The sequence below is a fragment of the Corallococcus sp. RDP092CA genome (assembly GCF_041903675.1).
Lineage (GTDB): Bacteria > Myxococcota > Myxococcia > Myxococcales > Myxococcaceae > Corallococcus.
The window spans coordinates 15,390-41,828 of record NZ_JAYESI010000048.1 but is presented as its reverse complement, the minus strand read 5'-3'; the positions used below and the strand labels follow the sequence as shown (position 1 = coordinate 41,828).

The following is a 26,439-nucleotide window of genomic DNA, read 5'->3' as shown; positions in this document are numbered from 1 at the left end:
CCCGCGCGGGTTTCTGGGGCGGCAGCAGTCCGGCCAACCGCTCCCATTGCGCGTCTGTCAGTTCTCCTCGGCTCATGCCCTTCTAACACCCGGCTGCGCTCGATTTATTTGCGGACACGCCCTAGAAGACGAAGGGGAAGTGCACGGGGGCGTTCATCGCGACGCGATGCACCGGGAACTTCCAGCCGCGCACCTGGTCCTCGATGCAGCCGGCGAGCGGGGAGCCCTTGAGGGCCTCGGTCTCCATGGCGACGCCGGACACGGCGCCGGTGGTGTCCACGGACCAGCGCACCTGGAAGCGGCCGCCGTTCTCCAGCGCGGTGCCGGTCTTGAAGTTCTGGACGCAGGCGGCGATGGCGGGCTGGTTCGTGACGACGACGTTGGTGATGTCTCCGGGCGTGAGGTTCTCGCGCTCGGAGGTCGGGGCGGGCGGGATGTAGACGGTCTTCTCCGGCTGGGCCTGCTTGGGGGCGGCTCCGGGGCCCTCCGCGTCGTCGGTGAAGCCCAGCTCGCGGGCGAAGTCCTCGTCGAGCTCGGACTCGGGCTGCGCGGCCTCCTCGGCCTCGGCTTCGGCGGCCTGACGGGCCCGGGCCAGCTCCTCCTCGGAGATCTCGCCCCCGAAGGACAGCTCGTGGACCTCGCCGGAGTCCTCGGGCGCTTCGAGCGTGGACGCGCGCGGGGCCACGAGGGCCTGCTTCTTCGTCACCGGCGCGGGCTGCGTGGACGCAGCGGGCTCCGGGGCCAGCGTGTGCAGGCCGGTGGTCAGGCCCGCGCTCGCGGGGCCCGCGAGGACAGGCGTGTCCGGCGTGAGGGCCTGCGCGGCGCGCTGTGCGTCCATCAAGGAGGGAGTGGTCACGCCGTCCGCGATGGACGTCGGGAGGTCCGGAGTGGCTGGGGCGCTGGAGGAGGCCAGGGCGGCGGGGTCCGCGACCACGGAGCCTGGAGCCGCGGCTTGCGTGGCCAGCGTGCCCGGCCGCGCCGCCGCGAAGCCCTGCGTGCCCGGAGCGCCGGCCTGCGCGGCCACGACCTGCGCGTGAGGCGCGGGCCGAGTCTCCTCCTTCGACGTGAGCCGCAGGCCCGCGACGACGAGGAGGCCCGCGGCGAGCGCGCCCATCGCCACGGCGCTGACGAAGGACATGGGGCTCAGGCCGAGGATGCGCGTGGACGCATCCGCGATGGCGGGCGGAGGCTCGGGCGCCACGGGGGCGTACGGCATCCACGGCTGCTGCGCGTAGGCCGCGGCCGGGGAACCCGGCGTGGCCCAGGCGGGCGGCGGCGCGGCGTCCCAGGACGTCACGGCGCCACAGGAGGTCTCCGCCGGGGCTTCGGGCGGGGCCTCGTCCGCGCGCAGCCACTCCGGGATGACGATGTTCGCGGCCTCGGCGGACAGCGTGAGCGCGGGCTCCACGTTGTCGTTGGAGGACGGTGGCAGCGACTGGAGCCAGGACTCCTCGGTGGAGGCCAGGTCGAGCAGCGTCCGCAGCGGGCCGGTCGCGAAGGACTCCGGCACGAGGTCCTCTTCGTCCGGGGTCTCGAAGGCGAGCGCGCGATCCAGGCACGCATCCAGCTCCGCTTCGAAGGACTCGGGGTCGCGGGAGAAGTCCGAACCGCACACCTGCGCCCGCGAAGACACATCCCCTGTCAGTAGCTCGCTCACGCCGCCTCCCGCCGCCCGTACCGCGCCAGACCGCCGACCACCGCTCACTGCCAGGGGGCCGATGTTAGGGACGCTCCCCGTTCGCGCCACCGCGAGCGTCCTGCCGTGAACGCTCCAGCGGTCATTTGCCCGCGACCGAGGCCCGAAACGTAAGGTCTCGCACTCCACCCTGTACGCCTGTGTGCCGACAGGGTCCGGCTTTCCACTGCCAACCTGCCATGTCAGGAGGGGGAGGTAGACCCTCGGGGCCCACCGGCACCGCATGAGCGCCAGGCCCACCGCCACCGATGCGGTCGAGCTCCTCCAGGCCGCCGCGAAGCAGCTCTCTGCGGTGGATCCGGTCCATCAGCGCCGCATCGCGAAGCGGAGCGACGCACTCGCCACGGAGCCCCGGCCCATGGGCGCGGAGAAGCTCAAGGGCAGCGACTGCCCGCGGATCCGCGTTGGTGACTACCGCGTCGTCGGCCTGTTCGAGGACGGCCGCCTCGTGGCGTTGCCCGTCGAGCTGGGCCACCGGCGGGAGCTCTGCCGCGAGAAACATACGTTCTGGACATCTCATACGGGACGCCCCGACACGGCGCGCCCCGCCCGTCCGAATGGCCCCTGGCCTCCTCAGTACCGCGGGGTGCCCGCCTTGGGCGTCATCAGGTTGCCCGGCGGGGCCTGGACCCCGTTCACGCGCAGGCCCGGGTGCATGAAGGAGGGCGCGCCCTGGAGGAGGGCCGCCGGGAAGTTGAGCGTGGGCTTGGACTCGTCATCCAGCGCCTTCACCTGCTCCGGCGTGAGCTTCACGTCCAGCGCGCCCAGGTTGTTGTCCAGTTGCTCCAGCGTGCGCGCGCCCACGATGGTGGAGGCCACGCCCGGCCGGCCCCGCACCCAGGCCAGCGCCACGCGCGCGACCGTGGTGTCGTGCTCCTTCGCCACGCGCTGGAGCACGTCGATGAGCCTGTAGGTCTTCTCGTTGAGCGACGCCTCCACCCACGCGCCCCGGGCCACCTTCTGCTTGCCCGCGTTCTCCCGCGTGTACTTGCCGCTCAGCAGCCCGCTGCGCAGCGGCGACCACGGCGTCACCCCCATCCCCAGCTCCCGCGCCATCGGGATGAGCTCGCCCTCCACCGTGCGCTCCAGCAGCGAGTACTCGATCTGCAACGCCACCAGCGGCGCCCAGCCCCGGAAGAAGGCCGTGACCTGCGCCTGCGACACCTTCCAGGCGGGGGTGTCGGAGAAGCCCACGTAGCGGACCTTGCCCGCGCGCACCAGGTCGTCCAGCGCCCGCATCGTCTCCTCGATGGGCGTGTTCGCGTCCCAGACGTGCATCCAGTACAGGTCGATGTAGTCCGTCTGGAGCCGGCGCAGCGACTCATCGCACGCCGCCATCACCGACTTGCGGCCCGTGCCACCGCCGTTCGGGTCCTTCTCGAACATGTTGGTGAAGAACTTGGTCGCGATGACCACCCGGTCCCGCTTCGCCGGGTGCCGCCCGAGGTGGTCCCCGATGATCTTCTCCGAGTGCCCGAACGTGTAGTTGTTCGCCGTGTCGATGAAGTTGCCGCCCCGCTCCAGGAAGCGGTCCATGATGGCGTTGGACGTCTCCACGCTGCTGCCCCAGCCCAGGTCCTCGCCGAACGTCATGGCGCCCAGACAGAGGGGGCTGACGCGCAGGCCAGAACGGCCCAGGGTGACGTAGTGGTCGAGCGACATGGACTGGACTCCCGCGGAAGGGATGGCACGACCGGAGACGCGCGCGGAGCCAATCCCAGACGCCTCCACCGCGCCAACCACCGTGGCGCCCGGACGTCCAACGTCAGACAGGCACGGGCGCGCATCCGCCCACCGGAGGACATCCGCGTGGCCCGGCGCTCCGGCCCGGCGCGTCAGACGCGCCCCACCGCGGCGCTCGCGCCGACGGCCGCCGCCCCTGGGAGCCAGGTCCATGTCCGGCGCCTGGATTCCCCGGCCTGCCCTCCTGGGATAGAGGGTGTCCCATGCGAATCCTCTTCCCTGCCCTCCTGGGCATGACGCTGGCCGCGGTGGGTTGCTCGTCGTCCCCCGAAGTGACCGATCCCCCGGACTCCCCCACCGTCGAGCGCGGCCCCAAGACCCTCGCCGTGGACGGCGACCCCAACGGCATCTGGTGGGACGCGGAGAGCGCGACCCTCTACATGGCCGACGACCAGAACAACCGCGTGCTGCGCTACCGCGACGGCGAGGGCATCTCGAAGGTGGCGGACCTGCCCACGGCGCCCGCGAACGGCCCGGGCCTGGGCGGGCTCGTGCGGCTGTCGGACGGCACGCTGGTGGTGGTGCGCTTCGGCGGCGGCACCGCGGGTGACGTCGTCTACGTCAAGCCGGATGGCACGTCCGCCGTCATCCCCAACCTGCCCGCGGTGCGCCGCCGCATCGGCATCACCGTCACCGAGGACGGGCAGCTCTACGACGGATACTTCGTGCGCAACAACAACGTGAACGTGGGCAGCGTGGCCCGCCTCACGCTGGAGGGCACCGAGGAGGAGGTGGTGGGCGCGCTCCAGAAGCCCGTGGGCGTGCTCGCGGTGAAGGACACGCTGTTCATCAGCGACCAGCTCGCGGGCAAGGTGTACCGCTCGCCGCTGTCCGCGCCGTCGCAGCTGGTGGCCTTCGCCACGCTGAACAGCCCGGACCTGCTGGCCGTGGGCCCCAGCGACACGCTGCTCACCGGCAGCCGCGACGGCACCGTGCTGAGCATCCGCCAGACGGGCGAGGTCAGCGTGCTGGCCGGCGGCTTCCAGGAGCCGCACGGCCTGGCCTACGACGCGAAGAACAAGCGCCTCTTCATCGCCGACCATGACGGCACCCCGGAAGACGGCACGAACCACACCCTGCGCATCATCCCGCTCGAATGAAGTCCGCCCCCCTCCTCACACTGGCCCTGCTCGCCTCGGGAACCGCCCTGGCGCAGGAGGACTCCCCGCGCTTCACCCCCACCTTCGTGGGGGAGGTGGACTACCGCGTCCACGCGGACGACATCGAAGGCCACAACGGCTTCAACCTGGCGCGCCTGCGCCTGGGAGGCCGGGGCCAACCCGTGCCCTGGCTGGTGGCCGTGGGCACGGCGGAGTGGGCGCAGGAGAAGCCCGCGCTGCTGGACGCGTACGTGGACTTCCTCGTCATCGACGGGCTGCGCTTCTCCGTGGGCTACGCGAAGACGCCGCTGTTCCCCGCCGCGAGAGACCAGAGCATCGAGACGCTGCCCATCCCGGAGCTGCCGCTGGTGACCACGGCGTTCTGGCCCCGCCGCGACCTGGGCGCGGAGGTGCAGTGGACGCCCGCGTCGCTTCCGCTGGAGGGCTGGCTGCGGCTGGGCAATGGCTCCGGCAGCCCGCTGGGCAACGACAACGCCCAGCCCTCCGTGGACGTGCGCCTGGACGTGCGCCACTCCGGAGTCCGCGTGGGCGCGGGCGCGCACGTGGAGGACGCCTTCGACCGGCCCGGCATCGGCGGGCGGGGGGAACAGAACTTCCTCTTCTACCGGCCGCCTCCGGTGTCCGGCTACCGCACCGTGACAGAGGCGCACGGGCGGGTGGACGCGGGGCCGGTGCGCGTGGACGTGCAGGCCGCCGCCGCGTGGGAGCACCGCTCGCGCGACACGGATGGCAACCCGGCCACGCCGCGCGAGTCCCTGCCCACGATGAGCAGCCAGGGCCTGGGCGTGGAGGCGTCCTGGGTCATCCGGGGCAAGCCGCGCGAAGGGGCGCGGTGGCCCGAGGCGCTCGCGGGCGTGGGCTCGGAGGGCATCCCCTCCGGCTCACTGGAGGTGGCCGCGCGCGTGGAGCGGCTGTGGCTGGGCCGGGGCGCGCCGGACGTGGAGCCCGGAGGCGCCACGGGCGGCGCGCTGGCGTTCCACTGGTGGACCACGCGCTTCCTCGGCTTCGGCGTCGCGGGCTACGTGAACCACTACGACACGCCGCCCGTGGAGATGCCCACGCGCCACTGGTCGTACCTGGCGCTCCTGCGCACCACGGTCAGCCTGCAATGACTAGCGGTGGTGCGCGTGCTGGCGGTCCGCGTGGTGCTGGAGCTGGCGCCGCGCGGCCTCGAAGGCATCGGTGACGGCCTGGTAGGCATCCGCGTGGGTCGCGAGCTCCACCGGCTCGCGGTCCGCGACGATGTCCCTGCCCGGCACGTGCAGCTCCACGCGCACGTGGAAGCGGTGGCCCTGCGCGTGGTGGCGGTGCGGCTCCTCCACCACCACGTTGCAGCCGGTGATGCCGTCGTAGAACTGCTCCAGCTTGTCCGCCTGGTCGCGGATGTGCTCATTGAGGGTGTCGCTCGTCTCCATGCCCCGGTAGGTGATTCGCAGTGCGCGCTTCATCGTCCGCCTCGGGTAGGGCTCCGTGCTCTGGAGCCGGTGTGGATTCAAGGCATTGCATGGGCCCTGCCAACCCCTGGGACCCACCGGGATACCTATAACGGCGCCATTTCCGCGGGGCATGACGGGACACGCGCCCCGGTGCATGGGGCACGTTGACTCATGGCAGTTTGCGCAAGCGAGGCAGCAGCTCCGCTACTGGACGCCCGAGGTCCTCCGCGTCCAGGTACACCTGCACCGCGTGTCCTACGCCTTCCACGGGTGCGTCGAAGTAGTTGCGCTTGGTGGGCACCACCCAGGCGAACCCGGTGCGCGGCAGGACGAAGCTCGGCGCGTTGCCGTAGGTGAGGAAGCCGCCCGTCCGCTCCCCCACCAGCGGCGCTCCGGTGGCGCGGTGCAGGGCGTACGCGCCGCTCTCGGACGGCGATGGTGGGGGTGAGCAGGCCGTCCTGGAAGGACACGGTGGGCCCGGACGCGGCCACCTTCGCGCCCCAGTCCTGGAAGAAGGCATCCGGATCGAACGTGCGGTGCGCGAGCAGCTCCGGCCAGCCGGAGTAGGTGGTGCGCAGGAGCTGGTGCAGGAAGCGCACGTCCTCCGCCAGCGCGGCGCTGTCCACGCGCGTGGCGGGGGGTGGGCTTCGGGCGGCGGAAGGCCTCGTGCAGCACGGGGCTCGCCGGATCGTAGCAGTACGCGGCCCCGGTGCTCCGCGGGTCCAGGTAGGGGGAAGGGGCCGCCGTCAGCAGGCCTCCCACGAGGAGGAAGAGGTGCATGCCCGGATTACGGCGCGGCCCCTCCCGCCATTGCCAGACACGAGGCTCAGCGACTCACGGTGAAGCGGCCGCGCGCGAAGAAGACGTGCGCGTCGTCGACGAGCACCTGCGTGCCCGGCCCCGAGCGCCACTCGTCGATGAGCGCCTCCATGCGTCCGGCGGGCAGCGGCCAGACGCTGCCGGCGGGGGGCTTCTCCACCAGCACCAGGTCGTAGACGAGGTCGTCGGGCTGGGGCCCGCCCACCGCGAAGACGTCGTCCCGCGCCCCTGCCTCCGCGACGAGGTTGCCCTCCAGCAGCACCCTCCCCCCGGGGTTCTCGGCGAGGACGTCCAGCGCGCGCCGGACGCTCGCGAGGCGAGGGGCCGTGGCCGGACAGTGCGCGGGGAAGACCGCTGGCGTGAAGAGGGTGCGCCCCGCGGCGCGCACGGTGTTGTCGTTGGTCGTGTAGAGCAGGAGGCCGGTCGCGACCAGCACCCAGGCCGGTGGGCGGTGCTGCCGCAGGAGCGGCAGGAAGACCATGACGACCGCGGCCATCAGCGGCGCGCCGTACTGGAACCGCCACGCCATGCCCGTGAAGCGGATGGCCAGCATGGGCAGCAGCAGCGCCAGCCACAGCGGATCCGGCCGCCACTTGCGGCGCCACGCCCAGATGCCCAGGGGCAGGAAGGCCGCCAGCAACGTGCCAATGCGCGAGAGCTGCTTCCCGCCCAGCCGCTCGCGCAGGTACGCGCCCCAGCCCTGCCCCGGCTCCGGCAGCAGCCGCGAGCGGTAGTCCACCGTCTGCCCCAGCCACCCCGCGCGCCCCACGAACACGAACGCGAGCCACGCCGCCGACAGCGCGAAGACCGCCAGCGCGGCCCGGCGCTCGCCGCGCAGCCACAGCCCTCCGGCGAGCACCAGGCCCACGAAGGGGAACTCCTCCTTGCACGCGAACAGCAGCACCAGCGCGGCCAGCATCCACCCCGTGCGCTTGAGGCCATACGCCACCGCGAGCCACGTCCACGGCAGCATGGCCCACGTGGTGGGGTGGATGGGGAAGGTGAGCGCGGCCGTCGTCCCGGGGTTGAACAGCAGCAGCGCGGCCAGGAGCGCGGTGGAGGCCCGGTCCAACAGCCCTCGCGCCTGGAGCCACACGAGCGGCGCGAGCGACAGCAGGACGAAGGCCGCCTCCGCCACGAGCCCCGCCCACTTCGCGGGCAGCACCGCGACGAGCGGCCGGGCCAGCCACAGCACCGGGTCGAAGTGGTCCGCGAACACGTGGACCTGCCGGACGCTGAGCCAGGGGTTCGGCTCCTGGAAGGACAGCCGCGCCAGCGCCTGGGTGTAGATGCCCAGGTCATAGCTCGCGAAGCACAGGCGCGCGGCCTGGAGCCACACCGGCGCCACGACCACGCCCAGCCACAGCAGCACCAGGCCCGGCAGCACGAGCAGGCTCCACCAGCGCTGTCGGGACTCGGAGGGGACGGTCATCGCGGACGCGCGGCCTTGTAGCGCGCTTCCGCCGGGGAGGCGATGGGTTCAGCGGCGCTCAGCTCGGGGACGGGATGGGGGCCCGGCCCGGCTCCACGACCTGCGGTCCTCGGCCGGGGAGTCGCACGTTCGCGTCGGCGTCGGACTCCTCCTTCTGCTGCTTGTCCAGGAGCGCCGCCTGCGCACGGGCGCGGTGCAGCCCTTCGCCCACCCACTCGTAGGTCCGGTGCAGGAAGAAGGACGCCGCGCTGAGCGCGAAGATGGAGGCCACGAAGCGCGTCTCGCGCGGGCGCACCGCCGACGCCACCATGAAGCCCGAGGCCACCCACGGCGTCAGGCAGAAGGGGCAGTCCAGCAGCTCGCCCAGCGCGCGCCGGGGACCTTCGCCCCGCGCGGTCTCCACCACCTCGCCCGCGGTGCTGTCGGACGCGTAGCGCGTGAAGGGGGCTCGCAGCACGCCGAAGACCCGGTCCAGGGCCACCAGCCGGGTCACCGCATGCGTCGCGACGCCGAACAGCACCAGGTCCTTCCAGCCCGGGCGCTCCGGCAGCCGCCTCCCCGAGACACGCATCCACCCCAGGAAGCCGAGCAGCGACGTGCTGAACGTCCCGATGAGCGCCGCGTACGAGCCCAGCGGGTGGTGTTCCGAGTCGTAGCCAGCGAACGGTCGCGTTGCCTCGAGCGCTCTCATGGGGTGCGCAGCCTCCGTGCCGCGAAAGGTGTGCACTCCCCCGGCCCCGAGCATCCGGGCAGCCAGGCGCGCGGGCACTCGCTCCGGCGCGGCCCTACTCCGCCGCCGTCATGTCCAGGACCGCGGCCCCTCGCACGCGGCCTTCGCGCAGGGCCTGGAGCGCCTCGTTCGCGGCGGACAGGGGAAACACCCGCACCTCCGTGCGCACGGGCACGCGCGGCGCGAGCGCCAGGAAGTCCGTCGCGTCCTCGCGCGTGAGGTTCGCCACCGAGCGCACCACCCGCTCCTCCCACAGGAGCGAGTAGGGGAAGGATGGGATGTCACTCATGTGGATGCCGCCGCACACCACCACGCCGCCCTTGTCCACGGCCTTCAGCGCGGCGGGCACCAGCGCCCCCACGGGGGCGAAGAGGATGGCCGCTTCCAGCGGCTCCGGCGGCAGCGTGTCCGAGCCTCCCGCCCACACCGCGCCCAGCGCTCTCGCGAACGCCTGCCCCTCCGCGTCGCCCTCGCGCGTGAAGGCATACACGCGGCGCTCCTGGTAGCGGGCCACCTGGATGAGGATGTGCGCGGCGGCGCCAAAGCCATACAGCCCCAGCCTCGCTCCCTCGCCCGCCATGCGCAGGCTGCGAAAGCCGATGAGCCCCGCGCACATCAACGGCGCGGCCTCCGTGTCGCTGTACGCGGCAGGCAGGGGGAAGCAGAAGCGCGCGTCCGCGACGGTGTACTCCGCGAAGCCACCGTCGATGTCGTAGCCGGTGAAGCGCGCCGTGTCGCAGAGGTTCTCCCGGCCGGAGCGGCAGAAGCGGCACCGCCCGCAGCTCCACCCCAGCCACGGCACGCCCACCCGCATCCCGGGCGCAAGGCCCTCCACCCGCGCGCCCGCCTCCACCACCGTGGCCACGATCTCATGGCCCGGCACCAGCGGCAGCTTCGGGCGCGTCAGCTCCCCGTCCACCACGTGCAGGTCGGTGCGGCACACCGCGCAGGCGCGCACCCTCAACAGCACCTGCTCCGGCCCGGGCTCCGGGATGGGGCGCTCCTCCTGCCGCAAGCGCTGTCCGGGTGCGTGGAGCACCATCGCCCGCATGGTCCCTGCCATGGCCCGCCTGCCTCCCCACCCGCGCCCTTCGCGGGTGTCGAGGACAAGCTAGTCAGTGCCAGTTGACCCGACCGCTGCCGTTGACCCGCACCTGGGTCGACTGCGCGTGGCCATACAGGTCCACGCTCCCGGACGAGTCGACCGTGACGACCGCCCCGCCCCCGTCCACGTACGAGGAGACCGCCCCCGAGCCCCGCGACGTGATGCGCACGTCCACGGCCCGCAGGCCCGAGGCGCCGATGCCACCGCTGCCGTCCAGCCAGGCGTCGAGCCGGTTGGCGGTGCCCGTGAGCGTCGTGAAGCCGGAGCCGTCCGTGAGGGCGCGCACCTGCTTCGCGGAGCCCGCCCACTTCAGGCGCCCGGAGCCGGTCTGCGACAGGTCCACCCACTCGGCCAGGCCCTCGCCGGCCGCGCACAGCTCCATGCTCCCGGAGCCGCTGAGCTTCGCCTCCAGGGTGCGCACCCCGCCGCAGAAGCTCAGCGAGCCGGAGCCCTTCGCCAGCAGCTTCACGTCCTCCTTCACGTGCTCGAAGCCCTCCACGCGCAGGGAGCCGGAGCCATCCTGCGTCGCGCCCACCATGCGCGGCACGCGGACCTCCACCCGCGCCGCGCCCTGGGGCGCGAACGCGCCGTCCGTCTCGATGACGAGCGTGTCGCCCTCCGACACGAAGGTGCGCACGCGGTGCTGGAGGTTCTCATCCAGCGTGACCTTCACGTCCGGCACCTCGCCCTCGCGCACCACCACCTCCAGCGAGCCCCGGTTCTCCACGGTGGTGAAGTCGGTGGTCACGCGCGACTCCGTGACGGTGTTGCCGTCGCCCTGCAGCTCGTCGGTGAAGTAGCAGCCGGACAGCAGCCCCACCGCGAGCGCAACCCCTCCCAAGCACTTCCACATGGTTCCCTCCCGAATCCCGAATCGGATGCCGCGTCAGAGCTGCACGCCCAGCAGGACGCCCGGCCACACGCGCACGGTGGTGCGGCCCCCGTCGGAGACGCTCCGCCACTCGGGCCCGATGCCCAGCTCCTCCCACCGGTCCCCGTTGTCCCAGGTCACGAGCGTGTTGCCGGTGACGCCGCCGATGAGCGCGAACCGCCTCGCCACCTGCCAGCCCGCCACCAGCCGCAACTGTCCCAGCACGTTCAGGCCATCGCCATCGCGAAAGAGGTTGTCCGTGTGGACGCCGCTGCCAATGACATCCAGGTCGAAGAACAATGGCCCCGCAGGGATGTGCGCGCCAAGGCCCACGCCTCCCACGTAGCGGCGGCGGTGCGTGTCCGTGCCCGGGTTGAAGCCCAGCGTCAGCAGCGTGTGGAAGTGCCGGCCGCCGAACTTCACCGCGGCGTTGGTGTACGCGATGTCGCTGGCCCACAGCTGGAAGTTCGCCTGGCCGTTGCCAATGAAGCTGAGCAGGCCCAGGGCCTCGCCCTGGGACTCGCGCGCCACGTTGATCAACCCCAGCTGGAGCCCCTCCACCTTGCCCGCGACGTTGACCAGCCCCACCTGCGCGCCGGACACGTCCCCGCCCACGTTGAGGAGCGACAGCTGCGCGCCCTCCATCTGGCCCGCGTAGTTGAGGCCCGTGGAGGCCTGGAGCCCCGTCATCGAGGGGGCGATGTTGGCGCCCACCGCGAACTGCGCGCCCTTGAGCGGCGCGCTCGCGATGTTCGCGCCCACCGTGAACTGTCCCCCCACGCCGCCCGAGCCCGCGATGTTCGCGCCCACGGAGAACTGGCCGCCGGACAGCTCGCCGCCCACGATGTTGCCGCCCGCGGAGAACTGGCCGGTCACCGCCGCGCCCTTCACCACGTTGAGGCCCACCGCGGCCTGGAGGCCATGCAGGTCGCCCGTGACGATGTTGCCGCCCGCGGAGAACTGCGCGCCGGACGCGGCGCCCCGCACCACGTTGGCCCCGAGCGTGAGCTGCGTGCCGGACAGCGCCTCGCCCACCCAGTTCGCGCCCAGGGACATGGCCACGCCGTCCACCCGCTTCGCGTGCGTCCCGAGCGCACCGAGCGCGAACGTGGTCACCAGCCGCTCCGTGGCCGTGCCCGCGGTGCTCACGTGCGGCAGGGCCATCAGCACCGCCGGGACGTGGATCTCCTCGGTGTCCGCGCGCTGCCGGGCCTCCGGGGTGGCGGGCGCCGGCGCGGGCTCACCGCCCGTCGCGGCTTCCACCAGGGGCGCGGGGGACAGCGCCGGGGCCGGAGCCGCGACGACCGTGGCGGGCGGCTCCGCGACGGGCGCGGGACGTGGCTCCGCCGCGGGGGCCGCCTCCGTCGGCGCCTCGGCGCCGGCCGCTCCCGCCGCCACCGCGACCATCACCCCGACACACACCGCGACCTTGCGCTTCATCGCCTGACCTTCCTCAAGAGGACTCGAGCAGGGCGTCGTCGCCCCTCGCGGCGAGGGGAACACCGGCGCCGTCCAGAACTGTCACCTGCCCGGCTTCCCCTCCACGGAGCGCGGTGTCCGGGGCCCCCGGCCGCTACGCTCCCCCCATGCGCCCGTCCCGCCCCCGCCCCCCTTCCCCCCGCGAGGTCCTGGTGGCGGGCCTCGGCGCCGCCCTCGCGCCGACCCTCGCCGCGCCCGCCCCGCCTCCAACCCCCGGTCCCCGCATGCGCACCCGTCCCATCCCCAGCTCCGGCGAAGCCCTGCCCGTCATCGGCATGGGCACCTGGCAGACCTTCGACGTCGGCGGCGGCGCGAACGAGCGCGCGCCGCTGGCCGAGGTCCTCCAGCGGTTCCTCGCCTCGGGCGCGCGCCTCATCGACTCCTCGCCCATGTACGGCCGCGCCGAGGCTGTCGTGGGCGACCTGCTCGCGCGGTCCCGCCAGGAGCAGACGCCGTTCCTCGCCACCAAGGTCTGGACGCGCGGCAAGGCGGAGGGCGCGGCGCAGCTCCAGGCCTCCCTCCAGAAGATGGGCCACGGCCGCATGGACCTGATGCAGGTGCACAACCTGCTGGACGTGGACGTGCACCTGCCCGTGCTGCGCGAGCTGAAGGCCGCGAAGAAGATCCGCTACGTGGGCGTCACCCACTACCTGCGCGGCGCCTTCGACGACCTGGAGAAGCACATCCGCGACAGCAAGCTGGACTTCGTGCAGCTGCCCTACTCGCTCGCGATGCGCGACGCGGAGGCGCGCCTCCTGCCCGCGGCGAAGGAGCACGGCGTCGCCGTGCTCGTGATGGAGCCCTTCGACAAGGGCAGCCTCTTCCGCAAGATGAAGGGCCGGCCGCTGCCGGACTGGGCCTCGGAGTTCGACTGCGCCAGCTGGGCCCAGTTCTTCCTCAAGTTCATCCTCGGCCACCCCGCGGTGAACTGCCCCCTCCCCGCCACGTCCGACCCCGCCCACCTGGAGGACAACGTGAAGGCGGGCTTCGGGCGGCTCCCCGACGAGAAGCTGCGCGCGCGGATGGTGAAGCTCTTCGAGTCGTAGGCGGCGCGGCCTACAGGTCGGGGGCGGGCGAGTAGCGCAGCTCCCCGCCCGGCTCCAGCACCAGCCCGGTGCCGGGCTCGCCGGCCTCGTCGTCGCGCCCCACCTCCAGTACGCCCTCCTCCGCGTCCCACTGGCCCAGGTAGTACTCGCCGCCGGCCGCCATGCACGCGCGCCCCTCCGACACCACCGTCTCCACCACTTCCTTCTTGTCGCTGGTGAGCCGGTAGAGCGTCCACTCCTTGCCGTCCTCGCGGAAGCCCTTCACCAGATCCGCCAGCTCCTCGTCGCGAGGCGTGCCCCCCGCCTTCTCCTCGCGCGTCCACTGGCGCGGCTCCCGCGCCGGCCGCGTCTGCTGCCACGCCCGCGCCAGCTCCAGCAGCTTCTGCTGGGCCGCTTCCTGGAGCGCGTGCATCGCGTCCGGCAGCTCGATCTCCTCCAGCGCCAGGAGCGCCGTCTCCAGCTGCAGCGCCTTCAGGCTCCACTCGTTCCACGCGGTCTTCAGCATCCGTGTCGCTCCCGGCCGGCCCGCCTCGTTCCCAGGGAAGAAACAAGCGGGCGGTCCCGGCACGCCCCCTATCACACGCCCGGCTGCCCTGGCGCCGACCCGCCCGCGCCCCCGGTGTTCGCTGCCCGGCCGCTGCCTACCTTCAACCCCCAAGGGAGGCCGAGCACATGACGACGACGAAGACGCCGCAGGACGTGGTGGAGCACCTGGGCAAGCTCATCCACGGCATCAAGGTCGCGATGATGACGACCGTGGACACCGACGGCAGCCTGCGCAGCCGGCCCATGTGGACCTACGACAAGGACTTCGACGGGGAGCTGTGGTTCTTCACCCACGACCACACCCACAAGGTGGACGAGGTCCAGAAGGACCACCACGTCAACCTCGCCTACGCCGACCCCGCGCGGGACCGGTACGTGTCCGTCAGCGGCCGCTGCCAGATGATCCACGACCAGGCCAGGGCCAGGGAGCTGTGGAACCCCTCCCTCAAGGCCTGGTTCCCCCAGGGGCTGGATGATCCGAACCTCGCCCTCCTGCGCGTCTCCGTGGAGAAGGCCGAGTACTGGGACACGCCCAGCAGCAAGATGGTCCAGCTGGTCGGCTTCGTGAAAGCCGTCCTCACCGGCGACAGGTACCACCCGGGCGACCACCAGAAGCTCGACACGGGACCGGCCCGGCGCCATTGATCGGGAATCCGGCGGAAGGCCGCCGGAATCCCGGCGGTTCCCACACTCTCAAAACCTGACACGCGTGTCAGGGTGTGTGTGAAAGCAGGACAGGCACAGAACCGTACCACCCCGGCCCACCCGGCAGGCGCTCCGAGGGTGCCCGCCGTGGTGGGTGAGACTTTTGTCCCATGGTTGCTGTTTCTCTGACAGCGCCGTTCGCCCTGGCTTGTAGCGGAGCCCCGGCCCGAGTCATGCAGCCGGCCGCCGCCGTGGTACGAGCCGGGCACCGTCCGCACATCACGTTGAAGTGACAGACGGTTTAGAGTATCAACCATCCGCTTTCGAGATTTTCCACCTTCCGTCCGGCAGCGTTGCCGGCGCCGGATGGACGGACTCGGAGACGCTCATTGGGCGGAGCGATTTCCCGCCTTTCGAAGGAATCAGGACGATGGAGAACAAGAAGAAGGTCGCGAAGCCCGAGGGCAAGCTGGCGGTGCTCATCCCGGGCCTGGGCGCTGTGTCCACCACGCTGATGGCGGGGGTGGAGCTGGCGCGGCAGGGCAAGGGCGCCCCCATCGGCTCGCTCACGCAGATGGGCACGGCCCGCCTGGGCAAGCGCACCGACGGCCGCACGGTGAAGCTCAACGAGCTGGTGCCGCTGGCCACGCTGGACGACGTCGTCTTCGGCGCCTGGGACATCATCAGCGAGGACGCCTACCAGGTGGCCGTGCGCTCGGGCGTGCTGACCGACAAGCACCTGGAGCAGGTGAAGCCCTTCCTCCAGGGCATCAAGCCGAAGCCGGGCGTGCACGACCCCGAGTTCGTGCGCCGCATCGCCGCCAACCACATCAAGTCCACCAAGACGCACCGCGAGAGCATCGAGGCGCTGCGCCAGGACATCCGGGACTTCAAGAAGGAGCTCAACGCCAAGCGCGCCGTGATGGTGGTGTGCAGCAGCGTGGAGACCTTCCGCCCGCTGCCGGAGGCCTTCCAGACGCTGGCCAACTTCGAGAAGGCGCTGGACGCGAACAGCCCGGACATCAACCCCACGGCGCTCTACACCTACGCGGCCATCAAGGAAGGCGTGCCGTTCGCCAACGGGACGCCGAACGCCGCCGTGGACACGCCCGCGCTCCAGGAGCTGGCCAAGCAGGAGGGCGTGCCCGTCGCGGGCCGTGACCTCAAGAGCGGCCAGACGATGATGAAGACGGTCATCGCGCCGGCGCTCAAGGCGCGCATGCTGGGCCTGGAGGGCTGGTTCTCCACCAACATCCTGGGCAACCGCGACGGCGAGGTGCTGGATGATCCGCAGGCCTTCAAGGCCAAGGAAGTGACCAAGTCGAGCGTGCTCGACACCATCCTGCAGCCGGACCTGTACCCGGAGCTGTACAACAAGTACTCGCACAAGGTGTCGATCCACTACTACCCGCCCCGCGGCGACGCGAAGGAGGGCTGGGACAACATCGACATCACCGGGTGGCTGGGCTACCCGATGCAGATCAAGGTCAACTTCCTCTGCCGCGACTCCATCCTGGCGGCGCCGCTCGTCCTGGACATCGCGCTGTTCATGGACCTGGCCAAGCGGCTGGAGTGGCGGGGCATCCAGGAGTGGATGTCCTTCTACTTCAAGAGCCCCATGGCCCACGCGGGCCTGCCGGTGGAGCACGACCTGTTCATCCAGCTGACCAAGCTGAAGAACACGCTGCGCGTCGTCGCGGGCGAAGAGCCGATCACCCACCTGGGGATGGACTACTACGGGGATGACCTCCCGCTCTCCCGCTAAGAACGACTCCGCGTTCAAGTGGCTCGTCACCGTCATGGCGACGGGCCACTTCGCGCTGGTGGTCTCCACCGGGAGGGTCCGGTGGGAGCACGTCGCGGCGGACCTGCTGCTGGTGGTGCTGGCCTGGGCCGGCGCCGGCCCGCGGCGGTTCCTCCGCGGCGCGTTTCCGCTGTGGCTCACCGGGATGATCCTGGACAGCCAGTCGCTGTGGCTGGGGGTGCGCGGCACCATCCACACCGGCGACCTGTGGAACCTGGAGAAGTCGCTGTTCCCCGCCCCGGGGGGCATGCACTGGCCCGAGTGGTGGTCGCATCACCCCAACACGCCGTTGGACCTGCTGTGCGGCTTCGCCTACGCGGCCTACATCTACGAGGTGTTCCTCGTGGCGCTCTGGTTCTTCTTCAAGAAGGACGCGCGCTTCGAGCAGCTCTGCTGGGCCTTCTTCGTGGTGAACGCCATTGGCGTCGTCATCTACGTCATCTACCCCGCGGCGCCCCCCTGGTACGTCCTGAAGTACGGGCCGGGGCTCGCGGACCTGGCGGCGCCGCCCAGCCCGGCGGGCACCGCGCGCTTCGATGCCTTCTTCGGCATCCACTACTTCGCGAACTTCTACGGCCGTAACCCCAACGTCTTCGGGGCCATGCCGTCGCTGCACGCGGCCTACCCGCTGATGATGGTGCTCGTGCTCTGGCACAAGGGCCCCGTGTGGCGGGTGGGGACAGGGCTGTTCGCGTTGCTCGTCGCTTTTTCCGCCGTGTACCTCACGCACCACTACATCCTCGACGTGCTCGCGGGAGTCACCGCGGCGGTCGTGGCCTTCGTCGTCGTGAGGGCCGTCTTCGCAAGACGGGCCGTGGAAGCGCCAGCCGTGGCGCCCATGACCCTGCCGTCTGGAGGGAACACCCGTGCATGACCACGTCCTGGCCTGGCTGAGTGGAGACCTGTCGCCCTCGGCGCGCATCTGGACCGCGCTGGCGCCCGCGCTGTTCGCGGTCGCGTACTTCCTCGTGGGCCTGGTGCTCTTCTGTATCCGCTGCGCCATCAAGGGCATCCCCCGGGACGCGGAGACGCTGACGCGCGGCAAGTCGGTGCTGGTGGGCTTCTTCCTGCGCCACTACTTCTTCTGGGTCATCCAGCCGCTGTGGCAGGTGCTCCTGCGCTCGGGGCTGCCGGCCAACGCGCTGTCCATGCTGTCGGGCCTGCTGGGCGTGTCCTCCGGCGTGGCGGTGGCGGCGGGCCGCTTCGCGCTGGGCGGCTGGCTGTTCCTCTTCGCGGGCGTGCTGGACGTGATGGACGGCCGCGTGGCGCGCACCCGCAAGGAGGCCAACCCCGCGGGCGCGGCGCTGGACTCCGTGCTGGACCGGTACGTGGACTCCGCCATCCTGATGGGCCTGGCCTGGTACTACCGGGACACCTGGGTGCTGCTGCCCGCGCTGGGGGCGCTGATGGGCTCCTCGCTGGTGCCGTACGTGCGCGCCAAGGGCGAGGGCCTGGGCGTGAGCGTGCGCGACGGCGCGATGCAGCGGCTGGAGCGGGTGCTGTTCCTGGGCGTGGGCACGGCGCTGTCGCCCATCCTGGAGGCGCTGTTCTGGCCGCAGGAGAAGCACCCCATGCACTGGCTGGCGGTGGCGGGCCTGGTGTTCGTGGCCATCCTGAGCAACGTCACGGCGGTGTCGCGCTTCCGCACGCTGGTGCGGGCGCTGACGCCCAAGAAGCCGGTGCAGCCGCGCTCGGGCGTGGCCCTGTTCGGCTTCAACGCGGCGGCGGGCGCCATCGCCACGGCGGTGGACTTCGTGGCGGTGCTGGGCATGGTGGAGTGGGCGGGCCTCTCCCCCGTGTGGGCCACGGTGGCCGGCTGCGTGCTGGGCGGCGTGGTGAACTACTCCCTCAACCGGGTCATCACCTTCCGCAGCCAGGGGGCGGTGGCGCCGCAGCTGGCGCGCTACACGCTGGTGAGCGCGACGAGCGCGCTGCTCAACGCGGGCGGCGTGGCGCTGCTCACGCTGCACCCGCAGCTGGCGTACACGCTGGGCTGGTGGGTGGTGCGCGGGGTGGTCTACTTCGCGTGGAACCTGCCCCTGCAGCGCGACTACGTCTTCAACGACCAGGCCTCGGACGAGCTCATGGAGCAGCGGCCCCATGCGGCGTGAGGCGCTCACCCGCGGCTTGAGGGCCCTCTGCGTGGGGGCCCTGCTTTCGCTCCCGGGGGCGGCGGCGGCGGGTGGCGTGCTGGGGCTGTCCTTCGACGCCAGCGACCGGTACGGCGAGAGCTTCACCTTCGTGGCGGACACAGAGGACGGCACCTACGTGACGGTGAACCTGACGGTGACGAACATCGGGCCGGGGTCGCGCACGGGCATCTGCCGCGCCACCGTGCTGCTGCCGGGCAAGGCCCCCTGGGCGCCGCAGTCGCGCCTGGGCGCGAAGGAGTGGAGCTACGCTCCGACCACGGACACGCTGAAGGTGGGCGCGTGCCTCGCGCGGGCCTCGGACACCGGCCTGACGGTGGACGCGCCCCTGGACAACGGCCGGGTGACGCTGGAGTACGCGCGCAAGCCGGAGCCGTGGTCGCCGGAGGGCTCCGTGGTGGAGGACGGCAAGGACCGCTACCGCCACGAGGTGGTGGTGGCCGGCAGCCCCGTGAAGGTGACGCTCCAGTTGCCCAAGGCGGAGGCGGTGACGCTGTCGGGCGGCGGGTACGTGGACCACTCGCGCAGCACGGTGGCGCCGGCCAGGGTGGCGAAGCGCTGGGTGCGCTTCCGCGCGCTCCGGGGCCCGCCCTACGCGGTGGTGCTGGGGCGCGAGGGCCAGGGCGGCGACTACGCGCCGGTGTACCTCTGGGAGGACAAGGGGGCCGCGCGGCTCCTGGAGTCATTCACGCTCACCCAGACGGGTGAGAAGGCGAAGAGCACCTGGAGGGCGGAGTTCATCGACCGCGACGGCAAGCCGGCCATGACGCTCAAGGGGACGACGCTGCTCCAGCGCAGCGCGCCGGTCGAGTCGCTGGGCGTGCTGAGCGGCCTGGTGCGGCCGATGGTGGGCTCGCCGGTGACGTACCTGCTGCGGGGCGTGATGGAGCGCCCGGGCAAGGCGCCGGTGGAAGGGTTGATGGAAGTGACGTTGGAAGGCGAGTAGCCGCACGGGAGTGCGTCAGCGTGAGCGAGTCGTTGCTGCGGTCGGTGCATCACGTCCCCGGGGTCCGGGGGTTCGTGCGCAAGCAGGTGCTGCGGGTGGTGGCGCGCGGGGTGGAGTGGACCACCAAGCTGCCCGGCAAGCGCGCCCTCAACGTGTCCCAGGTGAACCCGTGGCTGCACGTGGGCGGCAGCGTGTCCCGCGCGCGCTACGGCGAGCTGAAGGCCCGCGGCATCACCTGCGTCATCGACCTGCGCGCGGAGCGCTGCGACGACCGCGAGGCCCTGGCCGCGCTGGGCATCGAGCTCCTGCACCTGCCGGTGACGGACCGCCATCCGCCGTCGGTGGAGCAGCTGTCGGAGGGCGTGCGCTGGGCGCTGCCCCGGCTGGACGCGGGCGGCGTGCTGTACGCGCACTGCGAGCACGGCGTGGGGCGCGGGCCCTTGATGGGGCTGGCGGTGATGGTGGCGCGCGGCTGGGACGCGCCGGAGGCGTACCGGGCGGTGCGCCACGCGCGCTGGCAGGCGACGCTCAACGACCGCCAGCTGCGCGGCCTGGCGGACTTCGTGGCCGCGTGGACGGGCGTGCCGGAGCAGGCCGCGTAGGCAGGCGCCTCACTCCGTCCCGGAGCGCCGGTCGCGCCGGCCGTCGCTCCCCAGCAGCCGGTCCATCCACCGGTTGCTGATGCCGAAGTTGCGCTCCGGCGTCGCGAAGTGGTGCGCCATGTGGTGCGCGCGCAGCTTCCGGCCCCAGGCCGTGCGCGGCGTATGCGCGTGCGTGGCCCAGTGGATGCAGTCGTACGCCACGTAGCCCCACACGATGCCCACGAAGTACGGGAGCATCTGCGTCGGGCGGCCCACCCACCACAGCAGCCCGCCGATGAGGCCGACGACCGGGGCGCTCGCGCCCAGCGGCATCACCAGGCGCATGGGGTCGTCCGGGTACCTGTGGTGGTAGCCGTGCACGACCTCGTGCAGCCGCCGGGTGAGCGGCCCCCTGCCCTCCCAATGGAAGACATACCGGTGGATGCAGTACTCCATGACCACCCACGTCAGCAGGCCCAGCGGCACGAACAGGACGCTGGCCCCCACCGTCGTCCGCCCCGCGTACAGGCCCCACCCCAGCAGGCCCAGCGTGAGCGGGCCGTAGAAGAGGAGCGGCACCGCAGGATGGAGCTTCGAGCAGGCTTCGAGAAAGGCGTTCTCGAACATCGGCCCGGACTGATACCTGAAGTATGAACGTCCCATACTGGACGAAGGTTGGGACGGGGAGTCCCGGGCGCCCGTGCCCGTCCACCCCTCGCCATGTCGCCGGACGGAGCGGCCCCAGCCCCTCCGGGCGCGCAACGGAAAAGGCCCCGGCGTGAGGGCCGGGGCCTTCCTGTCCGCACGGGCGCGCCCGACGCGCTTCAGCTCTCCGCGGGGTGCTCGGCGCCGTCGCCGCTGGCCGGGGTGGGCGTGGTGCTGTGCTTGTGGCGCCAGCGGTCCACCAGCAGGAGGAGCGCCGGGAAGCCCACCAGCACGATGACCATGTTCACCGCGAAGCCCAGGTTGGCCAGGTCGCCAATGGAGTTGAGGCCCGGGTGCTTGGCGAACACCAGCGCCAGGAAGCCGATGGCGCTCGTCAGCAGGCCGCCCGCGATGGCCCGCCCGGTCTCCGCGTAGACGCTCACGAAGTCCGAGCCCGGCTCACCCAGCCGTTCAATCAGGTGCACGCCCGCGTCCACCGTCGTCCCGATGAGCACCGGGATGACGACGATGTTCAGGTAGTTGAACTGGAGGCCCATGAGGGCCATCAGGCCCACCAGCGCCGCGATGGAGAGCAGCGTGGGCAGCATGCAGATGACCGCGTTGCGCAGGCTGCCCAGCGTCAGCCACATGGCCAGGAAGACGCTGACGACCGCGGCCACCAGGATGCGCGGGCCCTCGGACGCCACCATGTCCAGGATGTCCGCCAGGATGAGCGCCTCGCCCGCCGCGGACACCTGGCTGCCGTCCGGCATCTGGAGGTTGCGCACCTCCTTGGTGAAGCGCCGCGTGCCCGCCCCGTCCGACAGGCTCACGTTCGCGTAGACCAGCACCACGCCGCCCTTCTGGCCGACCGCCGGCTCGAACTGGCGGCGCAGGCTCACCGGCAGGTCCTCGCGCACGAAGGGCTTCGCGGCCGTCATCTTCACCGCGCGCGCCAGGTCCTCGCGCTGGGCCTTGTCCACCCGCTCCGGGTCGATGCGCTGGAGCTTCTGGTGGATGGACTGGAGCAGCGCGTGCTTCTCCTCCTGCTGCCGGGGCACCAGGTCCTCCAGCGCGCCCACGAAGTCGATGGTGGAGTCCTTGCCGTACTTCGCCTTGCGCGCCTGGAGCTGGTTCACCACCTCGCGCTCCATGGACTCCGTGTCCGTCAGCACCACCACCGGCGTCGCGGAGTAGCCCAGGATGTGGTCGATGCGGCGGTCCAGCCGCACGCTCGGCAGCGACACGTCATCCAGCTTCGTGGAGTCGTAGTTGAAGCTCACCCGGTACGCCTGGCTGATGAGCCCCACCAGCGCCACGCCGATGACCAGCGCCACCGCGCGGTAGTGGCGCGGCAGGAAGCGCGCGAGCATCGCCATGGGCCCGGACTGCGACTGGTGCTCCCGCGGCACCCAGCCAAAGCGCGACACCAGGCCCAGCAGCGCCGGCAGGATGAGCAGGTACGACGCCACGCTCACCATCATGCCCACCGCCGCGATGACGCCGAACTCGTGGAACGCCCTGAACTCCGACCACGACAGGCTCAGGAACGTGAGCGCCGCCACCAGCGCGGAGATGAGCGCGGAGAAGCCCGTGTGCCGGAACGTCTCCCGCACCGCCTCCTCCGACGTCATGCCCTCCGAGCGCAGCGTGCCCCACCGCCCCAGCAGGTGGATGCCGTGCTCCACGCCCAGGCCGCCCAGCACCGCCGCGAGGAAGCCCGTGAGCAGGTTCACCTGCCCGTACGCGATGCCCACGAAGCCGTAGGTCCACGCCAGGCCCGCGACCACCGGCGCCATGGTGAGGCCCACGGACAGCGCGCTGCGGAAGTGGAAGATGAGGTAGGCCAGCAGCAGCACCAGCGCCAGCGTGGACGCGCGCGCCAGGTCGCCGGTGATGACCTCCTGCTGGTCGATCTTCTTCTTGAACGTGCCGGTGATCTCCGTGTGGAAGCCGGGGCCGTACTTCGACAGGTCCTGCTTCGCCAGGTAGTCCTCCACCTGGGAGATGACCGTCTTGGAGTAGCCCAGGTCCGCGGAGGAGCCCTTGGCCTTGAGGAGCATCACCACCATGCGCTCCTGCGGATCCAGGTAGTACAGGCCGCCCTGCCCCGCGAGCCGCATGTTCGCGCCGCCGGTGTACTTCTTCTGGATGTCGCTGAAGTCCAGCGACGGGGCCGGCTCGTCCTCCAGGCGCACGAAGAGCGGGTTGGCCTGCTCCTTCTCCCACGCGAAGCGCGCGTCGATGCGCTGCTCGATGGTCTTCAGGTCCGGCAGGTCCACGTAGTAGAGGCCGTGCTCCTCGAAGAACTGGCTGGGCCGCTGCGCGTTGACGAAGCGGATCTCCGACAGCGTCGCCAGCTTCGGCGCCAGGTCATCCACGAACTGCTTGAGCTGTTCGGGCTCCGCGCCGATGCCGGCCACCACCACGTTGCCCATGCCGCCGAAGCGCGTGCGCAGCTTCTCCAGGTCCTGCACGGACTGGAACGACTTGGGCAGCAGGTTCGCCAGGTCCGCGTTGAGGCGCAGGTCGCGCGCGAAGAAGGTGCCCAGGCCCGTGAGGACCAGCGTCACGAACAGCGCCACCCAGGGCCGCTGGTGGCTGCGGGCCGCCAACGAGCCCATCGCCGCCTCGAACCGCCCGGACCACCGCGTCTCACTCATGGATGTGACTTCCTGCTGAAAGCCCGCGCCGTGACGGCGGGGAAAACCTTGAGCCCGGACGAACCGGGCCGCTCACGCGTATATGCCCCGGGCCATCGTGCGTCCAGGCATCGGCCCCAGGCCTCCACTGGCCGCACGCCTGTCCCTGGAACAAAGGGGGCATCAACGAACCCCGCCATGTATGCCGCCCCGGCATGGGGCGTGCCAGGGGAACCGCAGCGCGCCGGGGTTTGAGGCATTTTGCCCCAGGCCCCGTGAGCGCCGGGGAGCAGGCGGGCCGCCCCTCGCGCCGTCATGCCGGTGGGGCGCGGCATGGCCAGCTTCTGCTTCGACACGGGCCCTGCGTGGGAAGCAGGCGCCGCTTGGAGGGGATGCGTCCGCGTGCCCCGGTCCGGTCGGTGCCGGCTCCCGGAGCGCGGGCGTCCACGCTCGATGGCCTCGAACCCGACCTCAGCCGCGGAGCGCGGGTGGATTCACCGCGTGGAGCGCACGATGGGTGCGCTGGCCGCGCACAACCACCGCCGTCCCGGCGTCGCGCTCGTCTGCGCCCTGGTGCTGTCCGCCCTGGGCATGCTGTCCGCCCGCCACCTGGCCCTCAACGCGAACCTGGTGGACCTGCTGCCCCCCTCGTTCGAGAGCGTGCAGGCCATCCACACGCTGGAGGAGCGCTTCGGCGCCCAGGGGTGGGTGGTGGTGGTGGGAGAGGGCGCGGACCCGGCGCAGCTCCAGCGCTTCGCGGAGGACCTGGCGCCGAAGCTGGAGGCGCTGCCGGGCATCCGCTACGTGGAGATCACCCGCCCCAGCAGCTTCTTCCGCAGCCACGCGCTCTACTTCCTGTCGCCCGAGGACCTGAAGGAGGTGGAGCGCCGCATCGAGGCGCGCCTGCGCTGGGAGCGGCAGCGCGCCAACCCGCTCTTCGTGTCGCTGGACGACGAGCCGGCCCCGTCGCTGGACTTCTCCGACCTGGAGCGGAAGTACGGCGGCGGCGCGGTGACGCGCCTCTCCAGCCACCCCAGCGACTACTACCTGGACCCCGCCGCGCGCCGCGTGGTGGTGCTGGCCAGGCCGGAGATGTCGTCCGCGGACCTCACCTTCTCGACGAAGATCGTCGACGAGGTGCGGGGCGTGCTGGAGCAGCAGGACCTGTCGAAGTACGGGCCCGGCTTCCACACGGAGCTCACCGGCTCGTACCAGAAGAAGATGGATCAGCAGGCGCAGATCACCCACGACGTGGCGGTGGCCTCGACGGTGGCCTCGGTGCTGGTGCTGCTCTACCTGGTCCTGCACTTCCGCAGCCTGCTCGCGGTGGGGATGGTGCTGGCGCCGGTGGGCGCGGGCCTGGCGTGGACCTACGGCCTGGTGGGCGTGGCGTATGGCCGGGTGAACCTGCTCACGGCCTTCCTGGGCGCCATCCTGGGCGGCCTGGGCGTGGAGCACGGCATCCACCTGCTGGGCCGCTACCTCGCCCTGCGCGGAGAGGGCCGGTCCTCCGAGGAGGCCACGCGCGAGTCGTTCACGCACACGGGAGGCTCGGCGCTGGTGTCCGCGCTGGTGGCGGCGCTCACCTTCTTCGTGCTGGGCACCTCGCGGCTCAGGGCGTTCCGAGAGTTCGGCGTCATCGCGGGGGTGGGCATGCTGGTGCTCATCCTCGCGTACGTGCTGGTGCTGCCCGCGGTGCTGGGGCTGGTGGCGCGCCACGGCTGGAAGCCCCGGGCGTCCTCCACGGAGGCGACGGAGGCCCCCCTGGGCCGCATCATCACCCGCCGGCGCGGGCTGCTCACCGCCGTGTCCGCGCTCGTCGTGGCGGGCCTGCTCACGCAGATTCCGCGCCTGCGGTTCGACTACGACATCGGCTCGTTGCAGGACCAGCGCCTGGACTCCTTCGTCCTGGACCGCGCCGTCAACCAGCTCATCGGCTATTCGCAGGTCCCGCTCGTGGTGCTCACGCGCTCGCGCGAGGAGGAGGCCGCGGTCGCCCGGGAGATCCAGGCGCGCAAGCAGCAGCGGGGCGCCAGCTCCACGGTGGACTTCGTCGCGGCGCTCGCGACCCTGGTGCCGGACCGGCAGGGGGAGAAGCAGGCCATCCTGGCGGACATCGGGAAGCTGCTGGAGAGCGTGCCCGAAGGACAGCTCACCTCCGAGCACCGCCAGCAGCTGGCGGAGCTGCGCAGGCAGGTGGCGGCGAAGCCCTTCACCGTGGCGGACCTGCCGTCCAGCGTGCGCCAGCAGTTCGAGGGGCGCGACGGCCCGGGCACCGGCTTCGTGCTGGTGTACCCGTCCGTGGACCAGTCCGACGGCCAGGCCACGCGCCGGCTGGCGAAGGAGGTCCGCGGGGTGACGCTGCCGGATGGCCGGCCCGCGGTCGTGGCCGGCGAGGCGCTGGTGCAGGCGGACATCTTCAACCTGGTGGCGCACGAGGCGCCGTTCATCCTGCTGGGCTCGACGCTCGCGGTGCTGCTGGCCATGTGGCTGACGCTGGGCGGGCTGCGCGTCGCGCTCCTGTGCCTGATGCCCACGGTGGTGTCGCTCTTCGCGCTCCTGGGGCTGATGCCCGTGCTGCGCATGGAGTTCAACTACCTCAACATCCTGGTCATCCCGGTGCTCATCGGGACGACGGTGGACGCGGGCGTGCACCTCATCACGCGGCTCGCGTCGCCGGGCAGCGACTTCGTGCGGGTGTACTCGGAGACGGGCAAGGCCATCTGCGGCGGCCTGATGACCAGCGCGGTGGGCTTCGGCGCGCTGCTGCTCGCGGACCACCCGGGGCTCAACTCGATTGGCGCCCTGGCGAACGTGGGGTTCGGGATGAACCTGCTCATCATGCTGGTGGGCTTCCCGGCCCTGCTGCTGGTGCTCTCCGAGCGCAAGCGGCGCCACCGTGCGGTTCCCTCACAGCCCCGGGGTGAGCACCTCATCAGGGAGGGCCCGGGCCCCCAGCGGCCCACGCCCACCCCCTAGGCCGGGGAGCCCTCCGCCCGGCC

At 71.7% G+C, this 26,439-nt stretch carries 23 protein-coding genes; 11 read left to right on the top strand and 12 right to left on the bottom strand.

Annotated elements, in window-relative coordinates:
• Nucleotides 1-121 precede the first annotated feature (121 nt).
• Nucleotides 122-1,657, bottom strand: a complete 1,536-nt coding sequence (locus tag U8525_RS32530; RefSeq protein WP_374270619.1) for an AgmX/PglI C-terminal domain-containing protein — start codon at nucleotides 1,655-1,657, stop codon at nucleotides 122-124.
• Between the two features lie 612 nt (nucleotides 1,658-2,269).
• On the bottom strand, nucleotides 2,270-3,358 hold the full coding sequence (locus tag U8525_RS32525) for an aldo/keto reductase (RefSeq protein WP_374270618.1): 1,089 nt from the start codon (nucleotides 3,356-3,358) through the stop codon (nucleotides 2,270-2,272).
• A gap of 284 nt (nucleotides 3,359-3,642) precedes the next feature.
• Here U8525_RS32525 and U8525_RS32520 point away from each other — a divergent pair, with 284 nt between their 5' ends.
• Both U8525_RS32520 and U8525_RS32515 read left to right on the top strand, forming a co-directional pair.
• Nucleotides 3,643-4,539 carry a hypothetical protein gene (locus tag U8525_RS32520; protein WP_374270617.1) on the top strand — a complete coding sequence of 299 codons (897 nt, stop codon included), beginning with the start codon at nucleotides 3,643-3,645 and terminating at the stop codon, nucleotides 4,537-4,539.
• Nucleotides 4,536-5,672, top strand: coding sequence for a hypothetical protein (locus tag U8525_RS32515; protein WP_374270616.1), 1,137 nt, complete (start codon nucleotides 4,536-4,538; stop codon nucleotides 5,670-5,672). Before U8525_RS32520 ends, U8525_RS32515 begins: the two co-directional genes overlap by 4 nt.
• Here U8525_RS32515 and U8525_RS32510 read toward each other — a convergent pair whose 3' ends face one another.
• Both U8525_RS32510 and U8525_RS32505 read right to left on the bottom strand, forming a co-directional pair.
• Nucleotides 5,673-6,008, bottom strand: a complete 336-nt coding sequence (locus U8525_RS32510) for an HPF/RaiA family ribosome-associated protein (RefSeq protein WP_374270615.1) — start codon at nucleotides 6,006-6,008, stop codon at nucleotides 5,673-5,675. It lies immediately after the preceding gene.
• Nucleotides 6,009-6,165: 157 nt separating this feature from the next.
• A complete protein-coding gene (locus U8525_RS32505) occupies nucleotides 6,166-6,378 on the bottom strand; it encodes a hypothetical protein (protein WP_374270614.1) in 213 nt (70 codons plus the stop codon).
• Nucleotides 6,379-6,440: 62 nt separating this feature from the next.
• On the opposite strand from U8525_RS32505, the gene U8525_RS32500 reads away from it, so the two are divergent.
• Nucleotides 6,441-6,563: a hypothetical protein gene (locus U8525_RS32500; RefSeq protein ID WP_374270613.1), complete on the top strand. Its 123-nt coding sequence runs from the start codon at nucleotides 6,441-6,443 to the stop codon at nucleotides 6,561-6,563.
• 259 nt (nucleotides 6,564-6,822) lie between these two features.
• Here the strand turns inward: U8525_RS32500 and U8525_RS32495 are convergent, their stop codons facing one another.
• The 5 genes from U8525_RS32495 to U8525_RS32475 all read right to left on the bottom strand — a co-directional run bounded on the left by U8525_RS32495 (nucleotide 6,823) and on the right by U8525_RS32475 (nucleotide 12,393).
• A complete protein-coding gene (locus U8525_RS32495) occupies nucleotides 6,823-8,247 on the bottom strand; it encodes a DUF2079 domain-containing protein (protein WP_374270612.1) in 1,425 nt (474 codons plus the stop codon).
• Nucleotides 8,248-8,305: 58 nt separating this feature from the next.
• Entirely contained in the window at nucleotides 8,306-8,938 is a 633-nt protein-coding gene (locus tag U8525_RS32490; RefSeq protein WP_374270611.1) for a DUF1360 domain-containing protein, read from the bottom strand.
• Nucleotides 8,939-9,032: 94 nt separating this feature from the next.
• Entirely contained in the window at nucleotides 9,033-10,040 is a 1,008-nt protein-coding gene (locus U8525_RS32485) for a zinc-dependent alcohol dehydrogenase family protein (protein ID WP_374270610.1), read from the bottom strand.
• Between the two features lie 52 nt (nucleotides 10,041-10,092).
• A complete protein-coding gene (locus U8525_RS32480; RefSeq protein ID WP_374270609.1) occupies nucleotides 10,093-10,935 on the bottom strand; it encodes a GIN domain-containing protein in 843 nt (280 codons plus the stop codon).
• A gap of 33 nt (nucleotides 10,936-10,968) precedes the next feature.
• On the bottom strand, nucleotides 10,969-12,393 hold the full coding sequence (locus tag U8525_RS32475) for a hypothetical protein (protein WP_374270608.1): 1,425 nt from the start codon (nucleotides 12,391-12,393) through the stop codon (nucleotides 10,969-10,971).
• A 263-nt stretch (nucleotides 12,394-12,656) separates the two neighbouring features.
• On the opposite strand from U8525_RS32475, the gene U8525_RS32470 reads away from it, so the two are divergent.
• Nucleotides 12,657-13,478 (top strand): aldo/keto reductase, encoded by an 822-nt coding sequence (locus U8525_RS32470; RefSeq protein WP_374270607.1) that lies wholly within the window; start codon nucleotides 12,657-12,659, stop codon nucleotides 13,476-13,478.
• Between the two features lie 10 nt (nucleotides 13,479-13,488).
• Here U8525_RS32470 and U8525_RS32465 read toward each other — a convergent pair whose 3' ends face one another.
• Nucleotides 13,489-13,983 (bottom strand): hypothetical protein, encoded by a 495-nt coding sequence (locus U8525_RS32465; RefSeq protein ID WP_374270606.1) that lies wholly within the window; start codon nucleotides 13,981-13,983, stop codon nucleotides 13,489-13,491.
• 167 nt (nucleotides 13,984-14,150) lie between these two features.
• On the opposite strand from U8525_RS32465, the gene U8525_RS32460 reads away from it, so the two are divergent.
• The 6 genes from U8525_RS32460 (at nucleotide 14,151) to U8525_RS32435 (ending at nucleotide 20,171) form a co-directional block, all read left to right on the top strand.
• A complete protein-coding gene (locus U8525_RS32460; protein ID WP_374270605.1) occupies nucleotides 14,151-14,669 on the top strand; it encodes a pyridoxamine 5'-phosphate oxidase family protein in 519 nt (172 codons plus the stop codon).
• Nucleotides 14,670-15,099: 430 nt separating this feature from the next.
• The gene (locus U8525_RS32455) at nucleotides 15,100-16,434 is read left to right on the top strand and encodes an inositol-3-phosphate synthase (RefSeq protein ID WP_374270604.1); all 1,335 of its coding nucleotides are present in this window, start codon (nucleotides 15,100-15,102) and stop codon (nucleotides 16,432-16,434) included.
• Complete coding sequence (locus U8525_RS32450) at nucleotides 16,412-17,347, top strand: phosphatase PAP2 family protein (protein ID WP_374270603.1); 936 nt, start codon at nucleotides 16,412-16,414, stop codon at nucleotides 17,345-17,347. The genes U8525_RS32455 and U8525_RS32450 overlap by 23 nt, the downstream gene beginning before the upstream one ends.
• Nucleotides 17,340-18,584 carry a GtrA family protein gene (locus U8525_RS32445; RefSeq protein ID WP_374270602.1) on the top strand — a complete coding sequence of 415 codons (1,245 nt, stop codon included), beginning with the start codon at nucleotides 17,340-17,342 and terminating at the stop codon, nucleotides 18,582-18,584. Before U8525_RS32450 ends, U8525_RS32445 begins: the two co-directional genes overlap by 8 nt.
• Nucleotides 18,574-19,569, top strand: a complete 996-nt coding sequence (locus tag U8525_RS32440; RefSeq protein WP_374270601.1) for a hypothetical protein — start codon at nucleotides 18,574-18,576, stop codon at nucleotides 19,567-19,569. Before U8525_RS32445 ends, U8525_RS32440 begins: the two co-directional genes overlap by 11 nt.
• 20 nt (nucleotides 19,570-19,589) lie before the next feature.
• The gene (locus tag U8525_RS32435) at nucleotides 19,590-20,171 is read left to right on the top strand and encodes a phosphatase (protein WP_374270600.1); all 582 of its coding nucleotides are present in this window, start codon (nucleotides 19,590-19,592) and stop codon (nucleotides 20,169-20,171) included.
• A gap of 9 nt (nucleotides 20,172-20,180) precedes the next feature.
• Here the strand turns inward: U8525_RS32435 and U8525_RS32430 are convergent, their stop codons facing one another.
• Together U8525_RS32430 and U8525_RS32425 are read right to left on the bottom strand one after the other, a co-directional pair.
• The gene (locus U8525_RS32430; RefSeq protein WP_374270599.1) at nucleotides 20,181-20,777 is read right to left on the bottom strand and encodes a sterol desaturase family protein; all 597 of its coding nucleotides are present in this window, start codon (nucleotides 20,775-20,777) and stop codon (nucleotides 20,181-20,183) included.
• A 197-nt stretch (nucleotides 20,778-20,974) separates the two neighbouring features.
• Nucleotides 20,975-23,458, bottom strand: a complete 2,484-nt coding sequence (locus U8525_RS32425) for an RND family transporter (protein WP_374270598.1) — start codon at nucleotides 23,456-23,458, stop codon at nucleotides 20,975-20,977.
• 492 nt (nucleotides 23,459-23,950) lie between these two features.
• Here U8525_RS32425 and U8525_RS32420 point away from each other — a divergent pair, with 492 nt between their 5' ends.
• Nucleotides 23,951-26,416, top strand: a complete 2,466-nt coding sequence (locus tag U8525_RS32420; RefSeq protein WP_374270620.1) for an RND family transporter — start codon at nucleotides 23,951-23,953, stop codon at nucleotides 26,414-26,416.
• Nucleotides 26,417-26,439 lie beyond the last annotated feature (23 nt).

Coding starts and splice junctions, on each gene's coding strand:
- U8525_RS32525 (WP_374270618.1), bottom strand. CDS start 3,358: ATGTCGCTCGACCACTACGTCACCCTGGGCCGTTCTGGCCTGCGCGTC.
- U8525_RS32520 (WP_374270617.1), top strand. CDS start 3,643: ATGCGAATCCTCTTCCCTGCCCTCCTGGGCATGACGCTGGCCGCGGTG.
- U8525_RS32515 (WP_374270616.1), top strand. CDS start 4,536: ATGAAGTCCGCCCCCCTCCTCACACTGGCCCTGCTCGCCTCGGGAACC.
- U8525_RS32510 (WP_374270615.1), bottom strand. CDS start 6,008: ATGAAGCGCGCACTGCGAATCACCTACCGGGGCATGGAGACGAGCGAC.
- U8525_RS32495 (WP_374270612.1), bottom strand. CDS start 8,247: ATGACCGTCCCCTCCGAGTCCCGACAGCGCTGGTGGAGCCTGCTCGTG.
- U8525_RS32490 (WP_374270611.1), bottom strand. CDS start 8,938: ATGAGAGCGCTCGAGGCAACGCGACCGTTCGCTGGCTACGACTCGGAA.
- U8525_RS32485 (WP_374270610.1), bottom strand. CDS start 10,040: ATGGCAGGGACCATGCGGGCGATGGTGCTCCACGCACCCGGACAGCGC.
- U8525_RS32480 (WP_374270609.1), bottom strand. CDS start 10,935: ATGTGGAAGTGCTTGGGAGGGGTTGCGCTCGCGGTGGGGCTGCTGTCC.
- U8525_RS32475 (WP_374270608.1), bottom strand. CDS start 12,393: ATGAAGCGCAAGGTCGCGGTGTGTGTCGGGGTGATGGTCGCGGTGGCG.
- U8525_RS32470 (WP_374270607.1), top strand. CDS start 12,657: ATGCGCACCCGTCCCATCCCCAGCTCCGGCGAAGCCCTGCCCGTCATC.
- U8525_RS32465 (WP_374270606.1), bottom strand. CDS start 13,983: ATGCTGAAGACCGCGTGGAACGAGTGGAGCCTGAAGGCGCTGCAGCTG.
- U8525_RS32460 (WP_374270605.1), top strand. CDS start 14,151: ATGACGACGACGAAGACGCCGCAGGACGTGGTGGAGCACCTGGGCAAG.
- U8525_RS32455 (WP_374270604.1), top strand. CDS start 15,100: ATGGAGAACAAGAAGAAGGTCGCGAAGCCCGAGGGCAAGCTGGCGGTG.
- U8525_RS32450 (WP_374270603.1), top strand. CDS start 16,412: ATGACCTCCCGCTCTCCCGCTAAGAACGACTCCGCGTTCAAGTGGCTC.
- U8525_RS32440 (WP_374270601.1), top strand. CDS start 18,574: ATGCGGCGTGAGGCGCTCACCCGCGGCTTGAGGGCCCTCTGCGTGGGG.
- U8525_RS32430 (WP_374270599.1), bottom strand. CDS start 20,777: ATGTTCGAGAACGCCTTTCTCGAAGCCTGCTCGAAGCTCCATCCTGCG.
- U8525_RS32425 (WP_374270598.1), bottom strand. CDS start 23,458: ATGAGTGAGACGCGGTGGTCCGGGCGGTTCGAGGCGGCGATGGGCTCG.
- U8525_RS32420 (WP_374270620.1), top strand. CDS start 23,951: ATGGGTGCGCTGGCCGCGCACAACCACCGCCGTCCCGGCGTCGCGCTC.